This window comes from Streptomyces marokkonensis, assembly GCF_008312835.1.
GTDB lineage: Bacteria > Actinomycetota > Actinomycetes > Streptomycetales > Streptomycetaceae > Streptomyces > Streptomyces marokkonensis_A.
The window spans coordinates 64396-88496 of sequence record NZ_VSKS01000021.1; the positions used below are offsets into that span (position 1 = coordinate 64396).

A 24101-nucleotide genomic window follows, 5' to 3' on the forward strand; every position below is an offset into this window, starting at 1 on the left:
CGGGGGCCTCCCCTCGGCCGCGGACCGCTGTCAGGGAGCGGGGACCTCGTCCACGAAGGACGTGCCCGCCCCGCGCAGCCCGTCGATCTTCGCGGCGACCTGCGCGGGGGTGAGGACCTGGTCCTTGACGTGCAGGACGTAGTCCACCTGCTGGTCGTACGCGCGGGGCGTCGTGGACGTCTGGCCGCCCAGGTCGATCAGCCACTGGTTGAAGTTGATCGACATCGGACGCTCGGGCAGATACGCGGCGTCGTGGGTGCCGAAGTGCTGCCCGTCGACGTAGTAGGTGATGGCGCTGTTGTCGATGGTGACGACCAGGTCGTGCCAGCCGGCGAAGCTCCGCCGGCTCTCGCTGTGCTGGTTGACGGCCTGCCAGGGGTCGGGGTCGTAGGTCTCCCAGGAGGTCGTGTACAGGATGTTGGACGGCTCGCCCCAGCCTCCGTTGGGCAGGTACTCGAAGTCGTACTCGGCGTAGTCGTCGGCCATCGGCGCCTTGAGGTCGTTGATGGTGAAGAACGTCTGGACGACGCGGTCGCCGTCGGGGCCGTACACGGGGGTGTCGGAGAACCTGACGCGGGCGGCGTAGGTGCCGTTCTTGAACTTCATGCTCCTGGTGAGGACTTCGGTGTGCCGGGTGGAGGCGCCGGTGCCGGCGGTGGAGGTCTCCAGGTTCATCACCGAGTTGCCGCCGGAGGAGCTGAAGGTGACCTTGGACGGGTCCCACGTCGCGCCGGGCACGCCAGGGCCGCCGGAGTTGGAGCGCACGCTCCAGCCGTGCGCGGAGATCGCGGGGTCCGTGTGCGAGGTGTAGTCGAAGTCGTCGAACAGGGTCTGGCCGCCGTCGCCGGGCGGGTCGGTCGGATCGGTCGGGTCGTTGCCCTCGGGGGCGGTGCCCCACACCGTGGCACCGGCGAGCTGTGCGGTGACCTTGTCCCAGTCGGCGTACGAGGTGCGGGTGGCGCCGAAGGAGTAGTCGTCGCTCTGCCTCAGCGTCTGCCAGTCGGACCGGTGGAAGCGCAGTTGCATGTCCCCGGTGTCGGCGCCCGGGGCCAGTGAACCGGCGGACGGGGTGAACCCGATCTCCAGGTAGCGGTCGGCCGTCGCGGTCGGGTGCGCGAGCGTCCCGAACGTGCCGGTGATGACGGAGCAGCCCTTGGCCGCCCAGGAACAGGCGAAGCGGTACGTGGCGTTCGGCGCGTCGGCCTTGAAGTAGTAGCGGATCTTCACCTGGCTCAGCTGGACGGGCGCGGAGCCGGTGTTGCGGACCTTGAGCCACGGCTCGCTCTGGTCGGCGGTGGCCCCGCCGGAGCCGGTGCGGTACTGCACGGTGACGGCGCCGTCCGCGGCGGCCGCGGTGGTGGCGGGGAGGCCGGCCAGGGCGGCGCTGCCCAGCAGGGCGGTCAGGGCGAGTGCCGCGCGGGCGCGGCGGCCGGTGGGACGAGTACTCATCCGTGGTCCTTTCGCGGTGGGGGTGGCGCACGGTGGGTCGACCGTGCGGCGTGGGTGGGGGGCCGCCGCACGGCAGGGAGCTCACGGTGGCGGCCCGGCCCTCCGGATTGACCAGTTGGCCGCCGAGGCTTTACCAGTTGATGTCGAGAGAAGGTGGCATAGACCAATGTGCGCGTCAACCCTCCATGCGGCGAAGGAGTTTGACGTCCCGGGGTCGGTTCCTGTGTCGACCGGACCAGTTAGGGTCGAAGCCGTACCAGTGGCCCGCTGGCCCGCCCACGACCGACGACGAACGAGAGCCCCGTATGGAGATCGATCCCGCGGCCTCAGGCGCCGTGCTCAAGCGGGAGCGCGTCCGCGACGCGATCCTCGAGCTCATCGAGGCGCGGCGCCCCGGCGACGCCATTCCCTCGGAGCGCAGCCTGTGTGCCCGACTCGGCGTGTCGCGCCCCACGTTGCGCGCCGCGGTGGACGAACTCGTCGTCGCCGGACTGCTGGTGCGCGAGCACGGCCGTGGCATGTTCGTGGCCGCGGAGAAGATCACCCAGGAGCTGGCCCCGGAGCGGAACTCCTTCTCCCTGCCCCGGGCCGGCGGTGTGTGGACCAGCAGGGTCCTGGAGTCCCGCACCCTGCCGGCCGGTGCCCGGGTGGGCCGCAGGCTGCGCGTGTCACCCGCGGCGCGGATCCGTTACGTGGCGCGCCTCCGGCTGGTCGACGGCTCGCCCATGGCCATCGAGTATCTGCACGTGCCGGAAAACCTGGTGCCTGACCTGACCGGTGAGGAACTGGAGCAGGGCGACCTGTACGAGCACTTCCGCGACCGGCACGGGGTGCAGGTCGGTGAGGCGGTGCAGTCCATCGAGCCCACCGTGGTGACCCGTGCGGAGGCGGACCTGCTCGACGTCCCCGAGCTGTCGCCGGCCCTGCTCTTCGAGCGTCTCACCACCGACACCGGTGGCCGCCCGGTCGAATACGTGCACTCCCTCTACCGGGGCGACCGCTACCGCATCGTCTCGCGGCTGACGCTCGGCCCGAAGGCCGCGCGCCCGGGCCCGCCGGAGGGGCACCATCCGGGCATCCCGCCGGGGGATTTCACCTCCGGTGCTCCCGTCGCCCTCTCGACCAGGGGAGTGGTGCAGCGCGGCGAGGGCTGACCGCCGTCGGGATGGGTGAATCCGGAACCACAAGCTCCCAACTCGTTGACAGGTCCATGCTGGAGCGGGACGCTGCTGAGAGCGCTCTCAGAACGGTTCCCGGCCACAGTCGAACGGAGAAGGAGCATGCTGCGCACACTCAAACGCCGGGTCATGGCAGCGGGATTGAGCATCGCCACGGTCCTCGGCGGCTCGCTGCTCGCCACCGGAGTCCCGTCCCCCGCCCACGCCGCCGTCCCCGACACCATCCCCCTGACGATCACCAACAACTCGGGCCGTGGCGAGCAGGTGTACGTCTACAACCTCGGCACCCAGCTGTCGACCGGCCGGCAGGGCTGGGCCGACGCGAGCGGCACGTTCCACCCCTGGCCCGCGGGCGGCAACCCGCCCACGCCCGCACCCGACGCCTCCATACCGGGCCCGGCCGCGGGGCAGTCCACGACCATCCGCGTCCCCAAGTTCTCCGGCCGCATCTACTTCTCCTACGGCCAGAAGATGGTGTTCAGGCTGACCACGGGCGGACTGGTGCAGCCCGCCGTGCAGAACCCGACGGACCCCAACAGGAACATCCTCTTCAACTGGTCGGAGTACACGCTGAACAACGACGGCCTGTGGCTCAACAGCACCCAGGTCGACATGTTCTCCGCGCCCTACTCGGTCGGGGTGCGGCGCGCCGACGGCAGCACGGTGAGCACCGGCCGGCTCAAGCCCGGCGGCTACAACGGAGTGTTCAACGCCCTCAGGGGACAGTCCGGAGGCTGGGCCGACCTCATCCAGACCCGGCCCGACGGCACCGTGCTGCGCGCCCTGTCCCCTCTGTACGGAGTGGAGACGGGCGCCCTGCCGGCGTCGATCCTGGACGACTACGTCAACCGGGTCTGGCAGAAGTACTCCGGCACGACCCTGACGGTCACGCCCTTCGGTGACCGGCCCGACGTCAAGTACTACGGCCGCGTCTCCGGTGACGTCATGAACTTCACCAACAGCTCGGGCGCCGTCGTCACCAGCTTCCAGAAGCCGGACGCCTCGTCCGTCTTCGGCTGCCACCGCAGGCTGGACGCGCCCAACGACCAGGTACGCGGCCCGATCTCGCGCACCCTGTGCGCGGGCTTCCACCGCACCACCCTGCTCGCCAATCCCGACCAGCCCGATTCCGGCGCGGCCGGCTTCTACCAGGAGCCCGTCACCAACCACTACTCCCGGATCGTCCACGCGCACATGGCCGACGGCAAGGCCTACGGCTTCGCCTTCGACGACGTCGGCAACCACGAGTCGCTCGTCCACGACGGCAACCCGCGCCAGGCGTCCCTGACGCTCGACCCCTTCGACTGAGCACACCCCGCGGCGGACCCCGTCCCCGGTGGAGGCGCGCGCGGCACGCGCGCCGCCGCCGGGTACGGCCCGCCGGGCCCTCGGTGCCGGAGGGAACCGGCGCGCCGGCGTCCCGCGGGCACCGAGATCGCTCATGACCTCGGTCCGCCCCACCCGGCCCGGTCGTCCGCGGGCGGCACGGGCGGCCGGGCCGTCGCGGGCCCGGGCAGGGATCCCGGGTGATCACCGGTGCGCGCGGGCCCCGTAAGGTGCCTCCATGTCTGCCACGTTGAACGCGGGGAGAACCCGCGCCGCGCTGCGTACCTCGGCTCGCGTCTCCGGCGAACTGCTGCTGGTCCTGCTGGCGGCCGCGGTGGTGCTCTGGCTGCTGGGCCGGATGTGGTCGGTGGTCTGGCCCCTCGTGGTCGGTCTGCTCCTCACCACGCTCACCTGGCCCCCGGCCCGCTTCCTGCGCCGCCGCGGGCTGGCACCGGCGGTCGCCGCGTCCCTGGTGACCGTGCTGTTCCTGCTGGTGGCCGCCGGGACCGTGGCGCTGATCGCGGTACCCGTCACGTCGGAGTCCGGCAAGCTGGGCGACGGGGTCGTCGAAGGCGTCCAGAAGCTGCGCGAATGGGCCGCAGGGCCGCCGCTCAACATCGACGACGCCCAGATCGCGGACGCCTTCGACTCCGCGACCGCCCGCGTGCAGGACAGCGCCGGCTCCATCGCCACCACCGCCGTCACGGGCGTGAGCACCGTCTTCAGCGGGGTGGTCACCGCCGTACTGGCCCTCTTCCTGATGTTCTTCTTCCTCAAGGACGGCCCGCGCTTCCTGCCCTGGCTCCGCCGCCAGCTCCCCGGCCGGCTCGCCACCGACATCCCGGTGGTCGCCGAGCGGTGCTGGCTCACGCTGGGCTCGTTCGTGCGGTCCCAGGCGCTCGTCGGCCTGATCGACGCCGTGCTGATCGGCCTGGGCCTGTGGATCCTCGACGTACCGCTGGTGCTCCCGTTGGTGGTGCTGACCTTCGTGTCCGCGTTCGTGCCCATCATCGGCGCCCTGTTCGCCGGACTGGTCGCGGTGCTCATCGCGCTGGTGTTCAACGGACTGATGGACGCGCTGCTCGTGCTGGCCGTCATCGTCGTGGTGCAGCAGCTCGAGGGCAACGTGTTCCAGCCCATGATCCAGAGCCGCGGTCTCGGACTGCACGCGGCCGTCGTGCTGCTGGCGGTGACCCTGGGCGGCAGCCTGGCCGGCATCGTCGGCAGCCTGCTCGCCGTACCCGTCGCCGCCCTGATGGCGGTCGTCTGGAACTATCTGCGCGAGCAGCTCACCGACCCGCCGGGGGAACCGGCGGCCGACGGCTCACCCACCTGACCGACACCCCGGCACCCGCCCCCCCCGGGCCCGCACCGAGAGGAAGACCCCGTGACGTACGACCTCACCGCACTGCGCGCCCAGGTGCCCGCACTGGCCGCCGGTACCGCGCACTTCGACGGCCCCGGCGGCACCCAGACGCCGCTGCCCGTCATCGAGGCGATCGGCGCCGCGCTGTCCCGGCCCCTCTCCAACCGGGGGGAGCGCCTGCCCGGCGAGCGCAACGCCGACACCGTCGTCGTCGAGTCCCGCCGCGCCATGGCCGACCTCCTGGGGGCCGACCCGGCGGGCATCGTCTTCGGCCGCAGCGCCACCCAGCTCACCTACGACTTCGCCCGCACCCTTGCCGACGGGTGGTCCCCGGGCGACGAGGTGGTCGTCACGCGGCTGGACCACGACGCCAACATCCGCCCCTGGGTGCAGGCGGCCGAACGGGCCGGCGCCACGGTACGCCGCGCGGACTTCGACCCGGACACCGGCGAACTCACCGCCGACGACATCCGCGCGCAGCTCTCCGAGCGGACCCGGCTGGTCGCGGTCACCGCGGCCTCGAACCTGATCGGCACGATCCCCCCGGTCGCCGAGATCGCGCGGATCGTCCACGAGACCGGAGCCCTCCTGTACGTCGACGGCGTGCACTACACCGCGCACGCCGCGGTCGACGTCGAGGCGCTCGGCGCGGACTTCTTCGTCTGTTCCCCGTACAAGTTCCTCGGCCCGCACCACGGCGTCCTCGCCGCCCGCCCGGAGCTCCTTCAGACGCTGCGCCCGGACAAGCTCCTGCCCTCCTCGGACGCGGTTCCCGAGCGTTTCGAGCTCGGCACGCTGCCCTACGAGTTCCTCGCGGGCACCCGCGCGGCCGTCGACTTCCTGGCCGGCCTGGCCGGGCAGCGGGGCGGCAGCCGCCGGGAACGGCTCGGCAGGGCGTTCGAGCTGATCGAGGAGCACGAGGCCCGGCTGCGGGGCCGGCTCGAGAAGGGCCTGGCGGCCCTCGACGGGGTCACCGTCCGGTCCCGCGCCGCCCGGCGCACCCCGACGCTGCTGATCACCCTCGACGGCCACCGCACCGAGGACGCCCACCGCTTCCTCGCCGAGCGCGGCGTCCACGCGCCCTCCGGCAGCTTCTACGCCCTGGAGGCGTCCCGCCACCTCGGCCTCGGGGACACCGGCGGCCTGCGCGTCGGGCCGGCCCCGTACACGGACGACGACGACGTCGACCGCCTCCTGGCAGGTCTGGCGGACTTCCTGGACCCGACGGCGCGCACGCATGGGTGACCACCCCGGCCTGAGCTACCCCGACCGCGGTGCGACCTTCCCGGACGCCCCGCTCTGGCCCGCCTCCCCGCCCGGGTTCCGCCGGTTCGGGACAACCGTGACGATCGGGCGGGGAGAGGGCACCTGGACGGCCGTCAGGGACGCCGTGCAGCGGTGGGAGGTCAAACGGCGCAGCGGTTTCACCGTCGTCCCGGCCGACGGCGGCGGCCTCGAGGTGCGTGAGGGCGGCCGGTACACCATCACGGCGGGCCGCGGGCGGTTCGCCGTCCGGGAACCGGTCGAGGTCGTCGCCGTGGTGGACACCGAGGACCGGTGCGGGTTCGCCTACGGCACCCGCTGGGGGCATCCGGTCAGCGGGGAGGAGGCCTTCATCGTGCACCGGGACGACGACGGGCGGGTCCTGCTCACCCTCCGCTCACTGACCCGGGCCGCGCCGGCCGGCCCCTGGCGGTTCCTCTTCCCGTTCCTGCTGCTCGCCCAACTCGGCGCCCGCGCCCGGTACCTGCGCGCGCTGCCCTGAGCGCCGGAACGGCCCGGCGGGATCCCGGGGGGCGTGGCATCGTGGGTACATGACCATCGACGTCCGCCCCGCCTCCGTCTTCGAGGACGTCCGCGCCGTGCTCGGCCCGAGGACGCCCGGGGCGAACGTCTGCTGGTGCCTCAGCCACCGGATCCCGTCCAGGCTCAACCAGGAGCTTCGCGGCCCGGCCAGGGGCGAGTACGTCGCCGGACTGTGCCGTGCCGGTACGCCCATCGGCGTGCTCGCCCACGACGGTGACGAGCCGGTCGGCTGGGCCGCCGTCGCACCGCGCGCGGACACCTCCTTCGCGCGCAGCCGCAGGATCCCGCACGTCGACGAGCTGCCGGTGTGGTCGCTGTGGTGCATCCGCGTGCGCCCCGGTCACCGCAAGCAGGGCATATCGCACGCCCTCATCGCGGGTGCGGTGGACTTCGCCCGCGCCCACGGTGCCCCGGCGATCGAGGCGTACCCCCTCGACAACGGCGGCGCACGGGTCGACCTGACGATGGCGTACGCCGGGATCCGCGAGAACTTCGAGCGGGCCGGGTTCACCCACGCCGCCGACACGACCTCGGTACTGGCCGGCCATCCCCGCGTCCTGATGCGGCTCGACCTGCGCTGACCGAGCGGTCGGCGGCCGGGCGGGTCAGGCGTACAGGGCCGCGATCCGATCCGCGTACGCCTCCTGCGCCGCCCGCCGTTTGACCTTGAGCGAAGGGGTCAGCAGCCCGTTCTCCTCGGTGAACTCGCCCTCGATCAGCGTGAAGGCGCGGATGGACTCCGCGCGGGAGACGGCCTCGTTGGCGTAGTCCACGGCCTTCTGCACGTCGGCGCGCATCCGCGGGTCCCGGACGACCTCGGACATCGGGGTGTCGGCCGGGAGCCCGCGCACCGACAGCCAGTGGGCGACCGTCTCGGGGTCCAGGGTGATCAGCGCGGCCACGAAGGGCCGGTTGTCGCCGACGACGAGACACTGGCCGACGGGCGGCCGGCTGCGCAGACGGTCCTCCAGGACGGCGGGGGAGACGTTCTTGCCGCCGGAGGTGACGAGGATGTCCTTCGTGCGGCCGGTGATGGTCAGATAGCCGTCCTCGTCGAGGGAACCGAGGTCGCCGGTGGTGAACCAGCCGTCGTCCAGCACCTCCTCCGTGGCGGCCGGGTTGTTCCAGTACGACCCGAAGACGATGCCGCCCTTGATCCGCACCTCGCCGTCGTCGGCGATCCGGACCGCGGTACCGGGCACCGGGAGGCCCACGGTGCCGGGACGGGGGCTCAGCGGCGGGACGATGGTCGCTGCGGCGGTGGTCTCGGTCAGGCCGTAGCCCTCGTAGACCATGATTCCGGCCGCGTAGAAGAAGAGGTTGAGGTCCCGCTCCAGCGGGGAGCCGCCGCTGATGGCGTACCGCACGCGTCCGCCGAGTTCCTTGCGGACCCGGCGGTAGACCAGCAGGTCGTACAGCGCCCAGGCGGCGTACAGTCCGGGGCCGGGGCCCTTTCCGCGGCCCAGGAACCGGTCGAGGTGGGCCTCGCCGAAGCGGACCGCGACGCGGTGGGCGCGTTCGAAGGAGGCACCGCGGCCCATCTTCTCGGCGGTGGCCCGGCCGGTGTCGTGGATCTTCTCGAACAGGTAGGGGACACCCACCAGGAACGTCGGACGGAACGCCCGCAGCTTGGGCCGCAGTTCGTCCGGTTTGATGCTCGGGCAGTGGCCGATCTCGATGCGCGCCATCAGACAGGAGATCTGCAGGGTGCGGCCGAGGATGTGGGCGAGCGGGAGGAACAGCAGGGTGGAGGCGACCTGGTCCGTGACCTCCTTGAAGATCGGGTGCAGCAGCTCCACGGTGTTCGCGGCCTCGGCGTACAGGTTGGCGTGGGTGAGGACGCAGCCCTTGGGCCGTCCGGTGGTGCCGGAGGTGTAGCAGACGGTCGCCACGGTGCCGGGGGTCAGGGCCGTACGGCGCTTGGTGACCTCCTCGTCGGGGACGTCCGCGCCGAGTGCGGTGAGGTCGTCGAGGGCGCCGGCGTCCAGTTCCCACAGGCGCGGGGCGCGCGGGTGGGCGGCGGTGCCGGCGGTGACGGTGGCGGTGTTCCCGGCCGTCTCCGTGACGACGTACCGGGCGCCGGAGTCACGGACGATCCACTCCACCTGGTCCGCGGAGGAGGTGGCGTAGACCGGCACGGTCTGGCCGCCGGCGGACCAGATCGCGAAGTCCAGGACCGTCCACTCGTAGCGGGTGCGGGACATCACCGCGACCCGGTCGCCCGGCTCCAGGCCGGCGGCGATCAGGCCCTTGGCCACGGCGGTGACCTCATGGGCGAAGGCCGCCGCCGTGACCGGGTGCCAGGTGCCGTGCCGCTCGCGGCGCAGGATCACCGCGTCGGGCGCCTCGGCCGCGTTGGTGAACGGGATGTCGGCGGTGCTGCCGGTGGTCTGCCGCGCGGCGAGGGCCGCGGTACGGGCCTCGCGGACGACGCCCCGCTCGTCCCTGACGGTCTCGACTCTCGTCCGTCCGGCCAGATCGGTGCGTCGTTTCGCCCGTTTCAGATCCTTGCGTACACCCATGACGGCTCCCGGTCGCGGCTGGTGCTCTCGTGCTGGTTGCTGCCGTGCTTACTTACTCGAGAGTCAACTTACCCGTGCGTAAGGATGAGTCAATGGGCCGGGGTCAGTCCAGACGGTCCGCCGCGCGGATCGCCTCCGCCAGCTCGCGCACGTCCTCGTCCTCGGTCCGGTCCGCCAGGGAACGGGCGCGCTCGGAGAGCTCGCCGAGACCGGGGGCACCGGGCAGGGCGCTGTAGCGGTGATCGGGGGAGCGCAGCGCGTCGGCGAAGTACGCGGCCGTCGCGGTGACCGTGAGACCGCGTCGCGCGCGCCAGACGGAGTCGACGAGACCGTCGGTCTCGAGGTCGCCCGTCTCCTCGTGCGGGGTGCGGCTGCCGGGGTCGAGCCAGCGCACGGTCGCCGTGGCGAGGTGGCCCCCGGCACCCGGACGGGTCCGCACGGCGTACAGGGCGGTCACGGTGTGGCCGGGGCCGACCTCGCCGCCGTCGACACGGTCGTCACGGAAGTCCTCGTCGGCGACCCGCCGGTTGTCGTAGCCGACGAGCCGGAACTCGGCGACCGTCCCCGGATCGAAGGCGACCTGCGCCTTCGCGTCACGGGCCGTCAATTCGATGTTGCGCGGGAGCTGTTCGCAGAACACCTCACGGGCGCCCTTCTCGTCCGACACGTACACCGTGTGGCCGTCGCCCTTGTCCGCGAGCCGCTCCATGAGGGCGTCGCCGTAGTCGCTGCCGACGCCCACACCGAACAGCGTGATGCCGTGCTCGCGGCGGGACTCCGCGATGCGCTCCAGGATCGCGTCGGCCTCGGTCTCCCCGGTGTTGGCGAGGGCGTCCGAGAGGAGGACGACACGGTTGGTGGCGCCCTCGCGCAGCCCCTCCACGGCGGTCTCGTACCCGGTCTCCACTCCGGCACCGAGATTGGTGGAGTCGGTCGGCTCCAGGCTGTCGACCGCGTCGTGGATCTCGCCCCGGTTGCCACCGAGCCGGGTCATCGGCAGGACGGTCTCGGCCTCGTCGCTGAAGGTGACGAGGGCGACCGAGTCGTCGTCGCGCAGCCGGTCCGTCATCGTGCCGAGGGATCGCTGCGCGAGGTCGAGACGGCCCGGCTCGGCCATCGAGCCCGAGATGTCGATGACGAAGGTGAGGGCCGCGGGCGCCCGTTCACCGCTCGCCTCGGCGGACCGGGTGGCCAGGCCCACGCGGACCAGGGACCAGTCCTCCTCGTCGGTGCGGGCGCCGTCCACGGTGACCGTGAAACCGTCGCCGCCGGGACGCTCGTAGTCCTGCCGGAAGCTGTTGACGAACTCCTCGGGACGGACGGTCGACGGGTCCGGCAGCCGGCCCTCGGCGAGGGTGCGGCGGGCGTAGCCGTACGAGGCCGTGTCGACGTCCAGGGCGAAGGTCGACAGGTAGTCGGGATCGGGGGCGACCTCGCGGGAGTCCTGCTCGCCCTCGCGCGGTTCACCGTCGTACCGCCCGCCCGGACCCCCGCTGCGGCCGGGGGCGGGCATCGGTGCCGAGTCGCCGCCCGGGCGGTCGTAGGAGGCGTCGCCCGCCTTGGAGCCGCCGTCGCTCCCCGCGCTGCACCCGCTGATCAGCAGTCCCCCGGCCGCTGTGAGCGCGAGCAGCACTCCGACCGGCCGTCGTGTCCGGTGCCACGTCATCGTCCGTGCCCCCTCGTTGGTTTGACGCCGACTTCAGTGACTGTGACGGCGGGGCGGCCCGGAGTGTGCGGTACGGAGCGTTGCAGGTGTGTCTCGAAGAGGGCACGGAGAGGGCCCGCCGAGACCGGTAGGTGATCCTCCGTTGACCTGCGCCCGCCCGCCCGTGCGGGCGAAACCGTCCCGGGCCAGGGCGAACGGCGCGAGGGCGCACGTTATGTACGGCCCCTGGAGGTGAAAGGCACCGAGGGGGCACCTGCTCCCGCGCGCAAGCGGGAGCAGGTGCCGCCCGCCGGGCCGGCTACGGCGCGACGCAGCCGATCGTTCCCACCGGGAGGTCGTTGCCCGACGAGGTGGCCGTGAAGCCGAAGGTCGCGCTCCCGTCAGGTGCGATCACGCGGTTGTGGTCGACGTTCCTGACCGTCACCGTGCCGTCGGAAGCGGTGGACAGCGAGCCGTTCCACGCGCTGCCGATGCGCGTCCCGGAGCCGGGCTTCCACTGCACGGCCCAGCCGTTGAGCGGTGACGTCCCGTGGTTCATCACCTCGACCGAGCCCTGGAAGCCGCCGTTCCAGGAGTTCACCACCTCGTAGACGGCCATGCAGTCACCGGTGTGCGGGGGCGGGTCCGTGGGAGTCGGGTCCGGCGTGGGGCCCGCGTCCCCGATTCCGGTGACCTCGCCGTTGCCGCCGTCGAAGACGATGTCGGAGCAGGAGAAGAAGTTCTCCTGGCTGTCCGAACGCACCCACTGCATGAAGATCAGCGCGTCACCGGAGCGGCCGGAGGGCAGGTTCAGGTTCCAGTAGTAGTGACCGCCGTTGTTGCCGGGGGAACCCTGCTGGGGCGGGTCGGTGACGGTCTGGATCAGCTCCAGGTCGTCCCAGCCCAGCTCCGAAGTGGGTGACCAGCCGGGCTTGGTGAGGTAGACCCGGAAGTCACCGGGGTGGGCGGCCCAGTTGCTGTACTGCACCTTGATCGTCGCTCCGGACGTGAGATGCGTCCGAGGCCAGTCGGCGCGGGCCGCGTTGTAGGCGGAGAAGTCGTACGGCGACCGGTCGCCGGCGCTGCAGAGCGTGCCGTCCGGGACGTAACCGGCGCCCCGGCCGCCGGCGTTGGAGTCCAGGACCGCGAACCAGTTGTACAGCGCCGTGGCGCCGCTCTCGTTCAGCGCGTCCCGGCACGCCGGGTTGGACGGGTCCAGCGCGCCGGTGCCGGTGACGGCGTCGAGTTGGCAGAGGTAGGTGCGCGAGCCGGGCATCATCGCGACACCGTGTGCCTCGGCGTCGTTCTGCCACAGGAAGCTCAGGCCGAGCCCTCCGAGGAGGGTGGCCAGAACCGCTGCCAGGGAGACGAATCTGCTGCGTAAGGCCATGGGATCTCCTGTGCCGGTAGTCGGTTGCTCATGCGGTGCGGTGCGGAAGGGGTGGAACCCCTGCCCGGCCGGGGAGGGACGCCGACCGGACGGGCAGGGGGCTGGGGGGGGGAGCCGCCGCCCTGTCGCCGCAGGGGGGAGGAACGGGCCGCGGAGCGGCGGGCGCGTGCCCCGCCGGGCGTGTCACGCGGTGGTGCAGGCGGTGCCGTTCAGACGGAAGCCGTCCGGCCGCGCGAAGGAGCCGCTGTGGGTTCCCTGGAACCCGAAGCTCTGGCTCCCGCCGGGCGCGATCCGCGCGTTGCTGTCCACCGCACGGGCCGTGACGGCGCCCGAGGAGGGGGTCACGGACGCGTTCCAGGCGTTGGTGACGCGCTGCCCGGAGGGCAGGGTGAAGGCGAGCTCCCAGCCGTCCACGGCGGACGAACCGGTGTTGCGCACGGTGACGTTGGCGGTGAAGCCGCCCGGCCAGACATTCGTGTCGTACGACACCGTGCAGGCCGCCGGGTCACCGGGCTCTCCCGGGCCGCCGCCGGTGTCGACCGTCGAGGAGAAGGAGTTCACCGCGAGCCCCGCCCCGTTCTGCCAGGGCTCGAAACCGGCCTGAATGCTCGTCAGGTACCAGTCGTTCTGTGCCATGCCCCGGGCGACGGTCTCCCGGACGAAGTCCATGACGTCGAAGCTCCAGCTGCTGATCGCGGAGGGCGCGACGAACGACAGCACGTCGTTGGAGCCGTTGCTGCCCGACCACACCTGCCAGCTGCGGCCGCCCACGGTGGCCGTGCCGACCTGGGATCCGATCGGCTGGATCGGGCCCACCTTGTTGAACCAGATCATGATCTCCGTACGGTTCACGCCGTCGGTCCGGGGCGTCGGGTCCAGCCAGATGTCGTACGAGGCGTTGTACACGGCGTCGCCGACGAAGCCGTACGAGATGCTGCTGGGCGCGGTGGAGATGCCGCTGATCCGCGCCGGGAGCTCGGTGCCCGGCGAGCAGTTGGTGTAGTGGCAGCCGTTGAAGACCGACGGGTACGACTTCGGGGCGCCGTCGGTGGGTACCGAGCCGTCGGCCTGGGTGAGGCGGAAACCGGTGTCCGTCGTGGTGACGCACTGGGTGGCACTGGTGCCCCAGCGGTTGTTCTGGACGACGTAGCGCCCCTGGATGGTGGCCGATCCGTACTGCTCGCAGATCGTGGTGTCCGCCTGGGCCGGCGGGGCCGCGGTCACCAGTGCCGCGACCACGGCGAGAGCGGTGAGCAGCGCGGCGAACAGGCCGCGCAGGGCGTGGGTGTGGTGCGGTAACCGTCGCATGTGGGGGACCTCTCCAGAGGGTGCGGGGCCGGCCGGCGGGAGCGCTCCCGTCTCCCCATGTGAATGGGAGCGCTCCCAATGGTGGTTCGGGAGGGGACTGTAGAAGCTGCCCATGTCCCTGACAAGCCTGTGTGCGGGAAACCGTCGAAGCGAATGCGAAGCCGCAGGCCCGAGAGGTGATCCACTACGGAGTCCGGACTTCGGGAGCGCTCCCGAAAACGGTCCGGCGGGAGCGCCGCCCCGGCAGGGGCGGGTGGCGAAGGCGGTTCAGGCCGAGTCGCGGAGCACCAGTTCCGTACGGAGGATGACGTGCCGCCAGGCCACGGCCGGCTCCTCCATCTCCTCCAGGAGCAGCCGGACCATCGTCCGGCCTATGTCCTCCAGGGGCTGACGTACCGTCGTCAGCTTCGGGTCGGTGTGCTGCGCGAGCGGGAAGTCGTCGAAACCGATCACGGCCACGTCCTCGGGCACCCGGCGTCCCGCCGCGCGCAGGGCGTTGAGCGCGCCCGCGGCCATGGTGTCCGACGCGGCGAAGACACCGTCGATCTCCGGGGCGCGCTCGAGGAGTTCGGCCATCGCCCGGTGCCCGCTGTCCGCGGAGAAGTCGCCTTCGGCGGTCCAGGCGGCGTCGCTCTCGGCGCCCGCGCGTTCCAGCGCCTCGCGGTAGCCGCGCAGCCGGCACTGGGCCACGTACATGTCGGACGGGCCGGTGATGGTCGCGATCGAGCGGCGCCCGAGGCCCAGCAGGTGGGCCACCGCGCTGCGGGCGCCGCCGGCGTTGTCCGCGTCGACGTAGGTCACGCCCTCGTCGCCGGAGCGCCGCCCCAGCAGGACGGTGGGCAGCCCGACTTCGGCCAGCATGTCGGGCAGCGCGTCCTCGGCGTGCACGGACATCAGCATGACGCCGTCCACCCGGCCGCCGCGCGCGTACTCCACGAGGCGCCGCCGCTCGGCGTCCGTGCGCACCAGGGTGAGCAGCAACTGCACCTCGGTGTCGGTCAGCGCGTCACCGACGGACCGGACGATCTCCGAGAAGAACGGTTCACCGAACTGCCGCCAGTCGGGTTCCGTCATGACCAGCGCGACGGCGTCCGCGCGCCGGCCCGCCAGCGAACGGGCCGCCAGATTGGGGACGTACCCCAGTTCGGCGATGGCGCGCTGCACGGCACGGCGCGTCGAATCCTTGACGCCCGCCGCGTTGTTGATGACGCGGGAGACGGTGCCCCGCCCCACACCGGCGAGCGCGGCCACCTCCTCGAGCGTCGGTGTGCCGGGACGCTGCCTGCCCATGACCACCCCCACGAATCACTAGATCCTACGGCCCGGGGTGCCCGCAACGGCCGGTCGCGCACCACCCACCGTGTCCCGGGTGGCGGAGACCTCCTCGCCCGGGCCTTCTCGTCGGCGTCGTGGTGCCCCGGGTGGACAGCGAGTGCCGTGCGGTGCCCGCGCCGGGACGGACGGAGGGCCCCGCACCACGACGTGGTGCGGGGCCCGGTGCCCGGGAGGCGGACGGTACGGGCTAGACGCCCGCGACCGACTGGATCCAGGAGCGGTACGCCGTCACGTTGGTGTACGCCGTGGTCGTCTGGCGGTCGCTGGTGGAGGCCACCCCGACCTGGATGCCGTTCGCCATCATCGGGCCGCCCGAGTCGCCGCCGGCGGTGATGCCGTCACCCCGGCGGGCGCAGATGGCGGAGCCGCCGTAGGCGTCGGAACACCCGCCCGTGACCGTGACGTTGGCGACCTTCAGGTACCGCGACTGGCAGGTGGCCTCGGAGCCGCACCGGGACGTGGCGCCCCAGCCGTACACCTGCACGGTCTGGCCGACCCGCACGGTGCCGGGCTGACCGAGCCGCGCGTAGGTCGCCGACACGGAACGGTCGAGGCGGACGAGCGCCAGGTCCGAGCTGTGGGTGTAGGTCTGGACGCCGTTGGCGAGGGTGCCGCCGCTGTGCTGGTCCAGGCTGCCGATGCGGAACGACAGTCCGCCGCCGCTGACGCAGTGCCTGGCGGTGAGGATCCAGGTCGGGGCGATGATCGTCGCCGAACAGGTCTCTCTGCCGTTCGAGAACAGCCGCGCGGCCCACGGGCCGCTACTGGCGTACCCGCCACCGATGATGGGCTGCGGAGCCTTGGTGACGGGAGGCGCCGGCGCCTCCGCCGCGCCGGCGTTGGGGGCGAGAAGCGCGAGGACGCTGACCGCTGCCGCGGCGAGAGCGGGAACGAGCCTTGATATGCGCAAGGTTCCTCGATTCGGGAGACACGCCTGGTGGACGTGTATGTGTGGGGGTCGTCGGCCCCAGGGGCCGTCCCATGACGAACTCGCCCTTCTGAGGCGCCAGTTCGTCATGGACATGGCCCAGAATCCCGGACAGTCGTCGAACGGCGGTAGTAACACTTGGCGATAACGCGGTGTTATACCCCCTCCGGTCCGCCAACCGGCCCGGGAAGGAACCCCGCCGGCACGGCAGCCCCCCGGTCAGCCCCCTTCCGTGTCGAAGGCGACGAAGCGGAGCTCCGAGGTGTAGCGGCGTCCCTCGTCGTCGTGGAGCCAGGTCTGTTCCGGAGTGGGGAGCATCTCCGTGAACGTGACCACGGCCCGCTGATCACGGCGGGCCAGCCGGCGCAGCGCCTTGGCGAGGATCGTGACGTACACCGGGCTGTCGAAGTCGACGTAGAACGGCCGGGACTCCGTCGGCGAGACGACGAAGACGTAACGGGGCAGGCCGAGTCCGGCGCGCCAGCGGCGGGCGCGGACGAAGCGGCGGGCCTCGTCCTTGTCGTCGGCGAAGCCGGCCTCGGCCGCCGGCAGCCGCCAGGTCTCCCGCGCCACGACCAGCCGGTCGACGGTGACGCGCGGGGTGTGGTCCTCCTGCGGCAGCAGCCGGAAGAGATCCATCGACAGGGTGGTCAGGACGTGCGAGAAGACGTCCGTCACCGGGAACCGCGCACCGTCCGGGAGCCGCACGACGAGGTCGCCCTCGTGCTCCTCGACGACGGCGTCGGCGCTGCGCACGGCGCGGGGACGGGTGGGGTCCGCGGTGAAGTCGGTCAGGGCGACCTGGTAGTCCTCGGGCCGGATCAGCGTGTGCCGGACCCGGGTGGACAGGCGCGCGCGGTGCTCCTTGGGGAGCAGCGGCAGCAGACGCGGGCCGGGGTGGTCCCGGTCGGTGAGACGGACCAGTTCGCCGACGTCCGGGTGCTGATGCGTGAAGAGGGAGGCGCCCAGTGTGTTGGCGGCCAGGTGGAGTTCACCGAGTACGAGGGTGAAGTCGCCGCGGGCCACCGCCTCGGCGCCGTCGGCGGCGATCATGATGTCCGGACTGAGGTAGCGCGCCGCCGTCCAGCCGCCGGAGCCGGGGAACTCCTCCCGCACCGCCGCCTCGATGTCCGCGGAGCGGACGTCCACGCGGCGGGCGCCGGCCGGGACCGCGAGGATCCGCCGCCAGCCGGCGGCGAACTCCTCCTGGAGCTCGCCGGCGGTGGCGCGCACCGGCCCGTGCAGCACCGGCAGACACGCGAACCAGAAGGAGGCCAGGTCCACCGGGCCCTCGGAGGCGAGGCGTTCGTACACCGGACGCATACCGCTCCGCAGCGCGGCGGCGAGCCGTGAGGTGAGCCATCCGGCGCTGTCCATCAGCAGCCGCAGCGGGCGCAGCGCCTCCAGCACCTCGGGGCCGAGGCGGGCCGTCGCGGACCGGCGCGAGTCGTGGTAGACGAGCGCCCGGCACGGCGCGGTCGACGCGGACTTCTCCCGCACGGCGGCGGTGTCGGTCAGCTCGGTGAAGTCCCGCTCCAGATCGGTCAGGGCGCCGACCAGCGCCTCCACGTCGCGCGCGGCCGCCACGGCCGCGCGCCCCTCCTCCAGCCGGTCCAGCGCGGCGAGCCCCCGCGCGCGCGGCCCGGGCGCGCCGACGGTCTCCAGCCAGGCCCGCAGGTCACGGTCCGGATGGGTTCCCGCGGGGACCTCCAGGCGCCACGCCACCCAGCGGCGGGCGACCAGGTCGGCGAGGACGGCGGGCACGTCGTGGTCCGGGAGCGCGGCGGCGATCGCCCGCGCCGGACGGACGCCGTCGCACAGGGCGAGGACGGCCGCGGTCCCGGCGGGGACCGTCACCGGCCGCCTGCCGGGCACCCGGACCCGGCCGCCGTCCACCGTGACGAACGGGACCCGCCGGGGAGCGATCCACTCCCGCAGCCCGGGGTCGGCGTCCAGCGTCCTGGCGAGCGCGTCGATGCCCCAGCTCGCCCAGTAGACGGTGGACTCGGCGACCAGTCCGGATCCCGTGCCGACGGCGGCACCGGTCGTCGCGGCGTCCCACCGGCCCCAGCCGACGGGGCCGAAGAAGCCGATGGTGTCGTTCTTCACGCAGAACCGCTGCCAGTAGTGGGCGACCAGTTCCTCGCGCTGGCGGGGCATACTGCTGCGCTTGTCCACGCCCGGCGTCCAGCGCAGGAACGGCGCGATGCCCGAGGTGAGCACCGGGCGGTTCTGCCAGGCCACGGCCTCCCGGAACGACGGCATACGGGCGATGTCCTGCAGGGTGTGCGCGGTCTCCACGGCGGCATCGGCGAAGAGGCGGGAGAAATCCTCCCAGCGGGTGCCGTCGAGCGGGGCGTCCGCGTCGAACTTGTCGGCGGCCTCGGCCAGTCCCGCCGGGGCCAGCCGCAGCACCCCGTCGGCGGGGAAGCCGGGGCCGCGCAGCGCGAACTGCTCCCACAGGCGCCAGCGGCCGAGGGACGGTACGAGGTCTTCGGTCATGGCAGGACTCTCCTTGCGGACGCGGACGCGGACGCGGACGCGGGCGCGGGCGCGGGCTCGGGCTCGGGCTCGGGGGACGGGCGGGGCGGGGGAGAAGGGCGGGGACCTCTCACGGGCGGACGGGAGGGCAGCCGGCGGCAGGCGTGCGGGGACGCCCCGCACCGGCTCCCGGTTCTCGTACGGGTGGGACCCGTCGGCACCGGGGACCGGTGGCTGCGCGGTGGTGGCTCCGGCGGTCAGGCGCGGCCGTAGTCGGCGTCGACGACCTCGGCCAGGTCCCGCGGGGTGGGGTAGGCGAAGACCAGGGAGACCGGCACCTCCGCGCCGAGGATCTCCTCGAGGCGGCCGGTGATCTGGAAGGCGGTGAGCGAGTCTCCGCCCGCCTCGTAGAAGTCGGTGTCCTCGGTCAGGTCGGGCAGGGCCAGCACGTCCCGGAAGATCTCGACGAGCAGGTCGGCGGTGCGGGTGGCGGTGGCGGCGTTCTCGGTCATGACGTGTGCTCCTCGGTGGTGGTGGTCGCCACGGGGGTTCCCGTGGGCGCGGCGGTGCCGGTGTGGTGCAGGGCGTGCAGCCGGGCGGGTGTGTTGCCGCCGGAGACGACGGCCACGGCCCGTTCCCGGCGTCCGGCGCGCAGGGCTCCGGCCAGCGCGACGGCTCCGCTGGGTTCGGCGTCGATGCCCAGGCGGTGCAGCAGGGCGGCGGCGGCGAGGATCTCGGCGTCGCCGACGGCGATCAGGTCGTCGGCGCGGTCGCGGATGATCGGGTAGGGGACGCGCCCCGGCCGCTGGCCGCGCAGGCCGTCGGCGACGGTGGCGCAGGGCGGCAGCTGGACCGGGTGGCCGGCGGCCAGGGAGCGGGCGTAGCGGGCCGCGCGGGCCGGTTCGACGCCGACGATCCGGACCGGGTGGTCCGCGGCGGCGAGGCAGACCCCGGCGAGGAGTCCGCCGCCGCCGGTAGGGACGTACACCGTCTCGGTGCCGGGTGCGTCGGCGAGGAGTTCGGTGCCGACCGTGCCCTGCCCGGCGACCACCAGGGGGTGGTCCGAGGAGGGCACGAGGGTGGCGCCGGTCTCCCGCGCGAGCGCGCGGGCCCGTTCCTCCCGCTCGGCCACTCCGCCGCCCACCCGGACGGTCTCGGCGCCGAGCGCGCGCACGGCGGCCGTCTTGGCGGGATCCGCGCCGGCCGCGAGGACGACGGTCAGGCGGATGCCGAGGGAGCGGGCGAGCCGGGCGAGGGCGATGCCGTGGTTGCCCGAGGAGCCGGTGACGACCTGTTCGGCGGCCAGCGCCAGGACGGCGTTCGCGGCTCCGCGCATCTTGAACGAGCCGCCGTGCTGGCGGTGTTCGGCCTTCAGCAGCAGTTCCGGGCCGCGCGCCGTCGGCACCGGGCCGCGCAGCAGGGGCGTGCGGCGGACGTACGGCGCGATGCGGGCCGCGGCCGCCGCGACGTCGGCGGGGCCGGGCAGGGCGCCCGCCGCGGCCGGCCGCAGGCCGGTGGCGGTCACGGCGTGCCCCCGGCGACCAGCCGGCGGCGGTCCGTCTTGCCGCCGCGGGTGGTGGGCAGCGCGTCGTGGCGCCGGAAGAGGCGGGGCATCAGGTGCGGCGGCAGGGAGCGGGCAAGGTGGGCGCGGAGGTCCGCGTCCGCCGTGGCGGTCAGGTCGCCGGTGACGTGGGCGGTCAGGTAGGTGCGCCCCCGGTCGTCGGTGTGCGCGGTGACGACGGCGCCGCCGACGCGGGGGTGGGCCAGCAGGGCGCCCTCGATCTCGGCGGGGTCCACGCGGTGTCCGCGGATCTTGACCTGCCGGTCCGTGCGGCCGACGTAGGTCAGGCCCTGCGGGCCCCACCGTCCGAGGTCGCCGGTGCGGTAGAGGCGGGAGCCGGGCGGGCCGTAGGGGTCGGGCAGGAAGCACGCGGCGGTGCGGGCCGGCTGCCCCCCGTAGCCCCGGGCGACGCCCGCGCCGCCGACGTACACCTCGCCCACGGTGCCGTCGGGGACGGGCTCGAGGCCGGCGTCGAGCACCCGGACGACCGTGCCGGGCCGGGGCGCGCCGACCACGTCGGCCGTCGTGTCGGGCTCGGCGGGGATGACGTGGCGGGTGGTGGTCATGGTGCACTCGGTCGGGCCGTACTGGTTGACCAGCGTGCCCGGTACCGTCCGCCGCCCGCCGGCGGCGAGGAAGGGGCGCAGGGACTCGCCGCTGGAGGCGACCAGGGTGACGCCGGCCAGCGGGTCGGCCAGGTCCGGCTGTCCGGCCAGGTGGGCGAGGAAGGAGGGGGTGGTGCTGAGCAGTGCGGTCACCCGGTGTTCGCGTACGGTGCGGACGAAGTCGGCGGGCCGCAGCAGCCGGGAGCGTTCCACGATCACCAGGCGGGCTCCGGCCAGCAGCGGGGCGAAGGTGTCCCGGAGGGAGGCGTCGTAGCCGAGCGGTGCCGTCTGCAGGGCCACGGTGTCCGGGCCGAGCCCGAAGGCGCGGGCGGTGTCGCGCAGATAGGCGTCGAGGGCGTGGTGCTCGACGAGGACGGGGCTGGGCTCGCCGGTGCTGCCCGATGTGTGGCTGACGTAGGCCAGGGCGCGCGGGTCGACCGGCGGGGGCGGCGTCACGGGGCCCTCCGGCAGAACATCGGCGGGCCGGTCCAGGAGGATCACGGGCAGTCCGAGGTCCAGGACCGGGGCGTGTGCGGAGGTGGTCAGCAGCAGGCGGGCGCCCGCGCCGCGGACGAAGGCCGCGAGCCGGTCGCGGGGCTGGGTCACGTCCAGGGTGAGGAAGGCCGCTCCGCAGCGGATGACCGCCGCCATCGCGGCCACCGCGTCCGCGCCGTGCTCGACGGCGACGGCGCACACCGTCTCCGCGCGGGCACCGTGGGCGCGCAACCGCCGGGTGAGCCCTTCGGTGCGGGCGGCGAGACGGCCGTGGGTGACCCGGCCGGCGGGGGTCTCGAGCGCGATGCGCCGTGGGTGACGGGCGGCGTACGCGGCGAGGTCGTCGGCGACGGTGCGCATCACGCCTCCCCGGTGCCGGTGACGGTCAGGTCGACGGCCACGAAACGGAGTTCGGAGGTGTAGCGGTGCCCGTCGGCGTCGGTGAGCCAGGCCTGCTCGGGCGTGGGCAGCATCTCGCTGACCTTCAGGCGGGCCCCGGGGTCCTTGCGGGCGAGCCGGCGGGCCGCCTTGGCGAGAATGGTGACGTACACGGGACTGTCGAAGTCGACGTAGAACGGGCGGGGTTCGGCCGGGGAGACGACGAACACGAAGCGGGGCAGGTCGTGGCGGCGCCGCCAGTGCCGGGCGCGGACGAACCGGGCGGCCTCGCTCTTCTCGTCGGCGAAGTCGACCTCCCCGACGGGCAGTCGCCAGGTCTCCCGGGCCACGGTCATGCGGCCGATGGTGACGCGCGGGGTGTGCTCGCCCTCGGGGCGGAGGGTGAAGCGGTCCATGACGCGCTGGGTGAGCGTGTTGGCGTAGGCGTCGAGGACGTCGTGGACGGTGCCGTCGGGCAGGACGGCCGTCAGGCGGCCGTCCCGGTCCTCGACGCGGACGTCCGCGCTCGGCACCGAGTTCGGGCGGTACGGGTCGCCGGTCTGGTCGACCAGGGTGACGAAGTGGTCCTCGGGCCGGTCCAGGGAGGGCCGGCTGCGGGTGGACCACTTCAGGGGGAGCTCCTTGGGCAGCGTGGGCAGCAGTCGGGGCGCGGGGAAGTCGCGGGTGGTCTCGGCGACGAGCCGGTCGCGGTCGGGGTGCTGGTGGACGAAGAGGGAGGCGCCCATCGTGTTGAGCGCGCAGTGCATCTCGCCGAGGACGAGGTCGACGTCGCCGCGGGCGAGGGCGTCCGCGTTCTCGGCGACGACCAGGACGTCGGGGCTGATGTAGCGGGCGAGGGACCAGCCGTCGCCGGGCTCGTCGAACTCGCGCCGTACGCGGTCGGCCAGCTCCGCCGTGGTCAGGCGGACGCGGCGGGCGTCCGGCGGGAGGTCGAGGATCCGGGCCCACTTGGCGCGCAGTTCGGCCTGCGCGGCGTCGATCAGGTCGCCGGCGTCGGGGTGCGGGGAGGGCAGGGTGTGCATCCACAGGGTGGCGAGGTCCACCGGCGCGCCGTCGGCGCTCAGGCGGGCGTGGACGGTCCGCAGGCGGGCGCGGACGGCGTCGGCGAAGCGGTTCGTCATCCACCGCGCCGCCGTCAGGCACAACTGGAGGGGCTCCAGGTGCTCCAGCAGGGCGGGGCCGGCCGTGGCGGTGGCGGACCGCCGGGCGTCGGAGTACACCAGCCCGCGGCAGGGGGCGGTGCGCGCGCCCTTGGCGCGCTGGGCCTCGCTGTCGGTGAGGGCGGCGAAGTCGGCCTCCAGGGCGCCGATCGCGGCGGTCAGCGCGGCGGCGTCGGTGCCCGCGGCGCGTACGGCGTCCCGGCCGCGCTCCAGCACGGCGAGCTTGGCCAGGGCCCGGTCGCGGGCGGCCTCGTCGGGGACGCGCTCGAGGATCCGGCGCAGGGCCAGGTCGGGGTGGGTGGCGGCGGGGACCTCCAGGCGCCGGGCCACCCAGCGCCGGCGGACCAGTTCCCCCACGGTGCCGGCGACCTCGTCGGGATCCAGATCGAGCTCGGCGGCGATGGCGGCCGTGTGCCGGGTGCCGTCGCAGAGCCGCAGGACGGCCTGCTGGAGCTCCCCGACGGGCTGGGCGGGCCGCCCCGGGACCCGTACCCCGCCGTCCTCGCAGCGCACGAAGGACATCCGGCGCGGCGGGATCCACCGCATCAGCTCGTCGTCCTCGGCGAGCACCTTGGCCAGGGCGTCGACGGCCCAGCCGGAGAAGTAGACCTCCTGCGCGGCGAGGAAGCCGCGGCCGGCGTCCACGGTGACGGCGTGCGGCGCCGACGCGTCCCAGCGGCCCCAGCCGACGGGGCCGAAGAAGCCGATGGTGTCGTTCTTCACGCAGAACCGCTGCCAGTAGTGGGCGACCAGCTCCTCGCGCTGCCGGGGCATGCTGCTGCGCTTGTCCACGCCCGGCGTCCAGCGCAGGAACGGCGCGATGCCGGTGCGCAGCACGGCCGGGTTCTGCCAGGCGAGGGCCGCCTGGAAGCGGGGCCGGCCGGCGATGCGCTGGAGGTGGCGGGCGGTCTCCACGGCAGCCGTCGACAGCTCCTCGGTGAAGGCCTCCCACTCGGGTCCGGACAGGCCGGTGCCGGGGCCGAACTTGTCGGCGGCCTCGGCCAGTCCGGGCGGGGCCAGGCGCAGCACGCCGTCGGCGGGGAAGCCGGGGCCGCGCAGCGCGAACTCCTCCCAGAGCCGCCAGCCTCCGCCCGGTAGCAGGACCGGTGCGTGCTCGTCCGACATCACGTGCTCCTTCCGGAAAAGG

The 24101-nt window shown here is 73.5% G+C and carries 18 protein-coding genes; 6 read left to right on the forward strand and 12 right to left on the reverse strand.

Annotation, left to right across the window (positions count from 1 at the left end):
* Nucleotides 1-30: 30 nt before the first annotated feature.
* The gene (locus tag F1615_RS28970) at nucleotides 31-1449 is read right to left on the reverse strand and encodes a cellulose binding domain-containing protein (protein WP_149552012.1); all 1419 of its coding nucleotides are present in this window, start codon (nucleotides 1447-1449) and stop codon (nucleotides 31-33) included.
* A 305-nt stretch (nucleotides 1450-1754) separates the two neighbouring features.
* Between F1615_RS28970 and F1615_RS28975 the strand changes: the two genes are divergently transcribed.
* The 6 genes from F1615_RS28975 to F1615_RS29000 all read left to right on the forward strand — a co-directional run bounded on the left by F1615_RS28975 (nucleotide 1755) and on the right by F1615_RS29000 (nucleotide 7706).
* Nucleotides 1755-2603: a GntR family transcriptional regulator gene (locus F1615_RS28975; RefSeq protein ID WP_149552013.1), complete on the forward strand. Its 849-nt coding sequence runs from the start codon at nucleotides 1755-1757 to the stop codon at nucleotides 2601-2603.
* Between the two features lie 126 nt (nucleotides 2604-2729).
* Nucleotides 2730-3935, forward strand: coding sequence for a glycoside hydrolase family 64 protein (locus F1615_RS28980; RefSeq protein WP_149552014.1), 1206 nt, complete (start codon nucleotides 2730-2732; stop codon nucleotides 3933-3935).
* Between the two features lie 256 nt (nucleotides 3936-4191).
* Nucleotides 4192-5289, forward strand: a complete 1098-nt coding sequence (locus tag F1615_RS28985; RefSeq protein WP_149552015.1) for an AI-2E family transporter — start codon at nucleotides 4192-4194, stop codon at nucleotides 5287-5289.
* A 51-nt stretch (nucleotides 5290-5340) separates the two neighbouring features.
* The gene (locus F1615_RS28990; protein ID WP_149552016.1) at nucleotides 5341-6564 is read left to right on the forward strand and encodes a cysteine desulfurase-like protein; all 1224 of its coding nucleotides are present in this window, start codon (nucleotides 5341-5343) and stop codon (nucleotides 6562-6564) included.
* Complete coding sequence (locus tag F1615_RS28995; protein WP_149552017.1) at nucleotides 6557-7084, forward strand: DUF1990 family protein; 528 nt, start codon at nucleotides 6557-6559, stop codon at nucleotides 7082-7084. Before F1615_RS28990 ends, F1615_RS28995 begins: the two co-directional genes overlap by 8 nt.
* A gap of 49 nt (nucleotides 7085-7133) precedes the next feature.
* Nucleotides 7134-7706 carry a GNAT family N-acetyltransferase gene (locus tag F1615_RS29000; RefSeq protein ID WP_149552018.1) on the forward strand — a complete coding sequence of 191 codons (573 nt, stop codon included), beginning with the start codon at nucleotides 7134-7136 and terminating at the stop codon, nucleotides 7704-7706.
* Nucleotides 7707-7730: 24 nt separating this feature from the next.
* On the opposite strand, the gene F1615_RS29005 is transcribed toward F1615_RS29000, so the two are convergent.
* The 11 genes from F1615_RS29005 to F1615_RS29060 form a co-directional block, all read right to left on the reverse strand.
* Nucleotides 7731-9647, reverse strand: a complete 1917-nt coding sequence (locus tag F1615_RS29005; RefSeq protein ID WP_149552019.1) for an AMP-dependent synthetase/ligase — start codon at nucleotides 9645-9647, stop codon at nucleotides 7731-7733.
* Nucleotides 9648-9750: 103 nt separating this feature from the next.
* Nucleotides 9751-11313 (reverse strand): vWA domain-containing protein, encoded by a 1563-nt coding sequence (locus F1615_RS29010; RefSeq protein WP_149552020.1) that lies wholly within the window; start codon nucleotides 11311-11313, stop codon nucleotides 9751-9753.
* Nucleotides 11314-11611: 298 nt separating this feature from the next.
* A complete protein-coding gene (locus tag F1615_RS29015) occupies nucleotides 11612-12682 on the reverse strand; it encodes a lytic polysaccharide monooxygenase auxiliary activity family 9 protein (RefSeq protein WP_149552021.1) in 1071 nt (356 codons plus the stop codon).
* A 183-nt stretch (nucleotides 12683-12865) separates the two neighbouring features.
* Nucleotides 12866-13990 carry a GH12 family glycosyl hydrolase domain-containing protein gene (locus tag F1615_RS29020; protein ID WP_149552022.1) on the reverse strand — a complete coding sequence of 375 codons (1125 nt, stop codon included), beginning with the start codon at nucleotides 13988-13990 and terminating at the stop codon, nucleotides 12866-12868.
* 267 nt (nucleotides 13991-14257) lie between these two features.
* Nucleotides 14258-15280: a LacI family DNA-binding transcriptional regulator gene (locus F1615_RS29025; protein WP_149552023.1), complete on the reverse strand. Its 1023-nt coding sequence runs from the start codon at nucleotides 15278-15280 to the stop codon at nucleotides 14258-14260.
* A 232-nt stretch (nucleotides 15281-15512) separates the two neighbouring features.
* The gene (locus F1615_RS29030; protein ID WP_149552024.1) at nucleotides 15513-16235 is read right to left on the reverse strand and encodes a S1 family peptidase; all 723 of its coding nucleotides are present in this window, start codon (nucleotides 16233-16235) and stop codon (nucleotides 15513-15515) included.
* Between the two features lie 237 nt (nucleotides 16236-16472).
* Nucleotides 16473-18755: a lantibiotic dehydratase gene (locus tag F1615_RS29035; RefSeq protein ID WP_149552025.1), complete on the reverse strand. Its 2283-nt coding sequence runs from the start codon at nucleotides 18753-18755 to the stop codon at nucleotides 16473-16475.
* A gap of 236 nt (nucleotides 18756-18991) precedes the next feature.
* Nucleotides 18992-19246 carry an acyl carrier protein gene (locus F1615_RS29045; RefSeq protein ID WP_149552026.1) on the reverse strand — a complete coding sequence of 85 codons (255 nt, stop codon included), beginning with the start codon at nucleotides 19244-19246 and terminating at the stop codon, nucleotides 18992-18994.
* Nucleotides 19243-20259, reverse strand: a complete 1017-nt coding sequence (locus F1615_RS29050) for a threonine ammonia-lyase (RefSeq protein ID WP_149552027.1) — start codon at nucleotides 20257-20259, stop codon at nucleotides 19243-19245. The genes F1615_RS29045 and F1615_RS29050 overlap by 4 nt, the downstream gene beginning before the upstream one ends.
* Nucleotides 20256-21755 carry an amino acid adenylation domain-containing protein gene (locus F1615_RS29055; protein WP_149552028.1) on the reverse strand — a complete coding sequence of 500 codons (1500 nt, stop codon included), beginning with the start codon at nucleotides 21753-21755 and terminating at the stop codon, nucleotides 20256-20258. The genes F1615_RS29050 and F1615_RS29055 overlap by 4 nt, the downstream gene beginning before the upstream one ends.
* Entirely contained in the window at nucleotides 21755-24079 is a 2325-nt protein-coding gene (locus tag F1615_RS29060; protein ID WP_149552029.1) for a lantibiotic dehydratase, read from the reverse strand. Before F1615_RS29060 ends, F1615_RS29055 begins: the two co-directional genes overlap by 1 nt.
* Nucleotides 24080-24101 lie beyond the last annotated feature (22 nt).

What these genes read in the sequence shown, in the direction of transcription:
- F1615_RS28970 (WP_149552012.1), bottom strand. Translation starts at nt 1,449, where the DNA reads ATGAGTACTCGTCCCACCGGCCGCCGCGCCCGCGCGGCACTCGCCCTG.
- F1615_RS29000 (WP_149552018.1), top strand. Translation starts at nt 7,134, where the DNA reads ATGACCATCGACGTCCGCCCCGCCTCCGTCTTCGAGGACGTCCGCGCC.
- F1615_RS29010 (WP_149552020.1), bottom strand. Translation starts at nt 11,313, where the DNA reads ATGACGTGGCACCGGACACGACGGCCGGTCGGAGTGCTGCTCGCGCTC.
- F1615_RS29045 (WP_149552026.1), bottom strand. Translation starts at nt 19,246, where the DNA reads ATGACCGAGAACGCCGCCACCGCCACCCGCACCGCCGACCTGCTCGTC.
- F1615_RS28985 (WP_149552015.1), top strand. Translation starts at nt 4,192, where the DNA reads ATGTCTGCCACGTTGAACGCGGGGAGAACCCGCGCCGCGCTGCGTACC.
- F1615_RS29025 (WP_149552023.1), bottom strand. Translation starts at nt 15,280, where the DNA reads ATGGGCAGGCAGCGTCCCGGCACACCGACGCTCGAGGAGGTGGCCGCG.
- F1615_RS29020 (WP_149552022.1), bottom strand. Translation starts at nt 13,990, where the DNA reads ATGCGACGGTTACCGCACCACACCCACGCCCTGCGCGGCCTGTTCGCC.
- F1615_RS29055 (WP_149552028.1), bottom strand. Translation starts at nt 21,755, where the DNA reads ATGCGCACCGTCGCCGACGACCTCGCCGCGTACGCCGCCCGTCACCCA.
- F1615_RS29015 (WP_149552021.1), bottom strand. Translation starts at nt 12,682, where the DNA reads ATGGCCTTACGCAGCAGATTCGTCTCCCTGGCAGCGGTTCTGGCCACC.
- F1615_RS29005 (WP_149552019.1), bottom strand. Translation starts at nt 9,647, where the DNA reads ATGGGTGTACGCAAGGATCTGAAACGGGCGAAACGACGCACCGATCTG.
- F1615_RS28995 (WP_149552017.1), top strand. Translation starts at nt 6,557, where the DNA reads ATGGGTGACCACCCCGGCCTGAGCTACCCCGACCGCGGTGCGACCTTC.
- F1615_RS28980 (WP_149552014.1), top strand. Translation starts at nt 2,730, where the DNA reads ATGCTGCGCACACTCAAACGCCGGGTCATGGCAGCGGGATTGAGCATC.
- F1615_RS28975 (WP_149552013.1), top strand. Translation starts at nt 1,755, where the DNA reads ATGGAGATCGATCCCGCGGCCTCAGGCGCCGTGCTCAAGCGGGAGCGC.
- F1615_RS29035 (WP_149552025.1), bottom strand. Translation starts at nt 18,755, where the DNA reads ATGACCGAAGACCTCGTACCGTCCCTCGGCCGCTGGCGCCTGTGGGAG.
- F1615_RS29060 (WP_149552029.1), bottom strand. Translation starts at nt 24,079, where the DNA reads ATGTCGGACGAGCACGCACCGGTCCTGCTACCGGGCGGAGGCTGGCGG.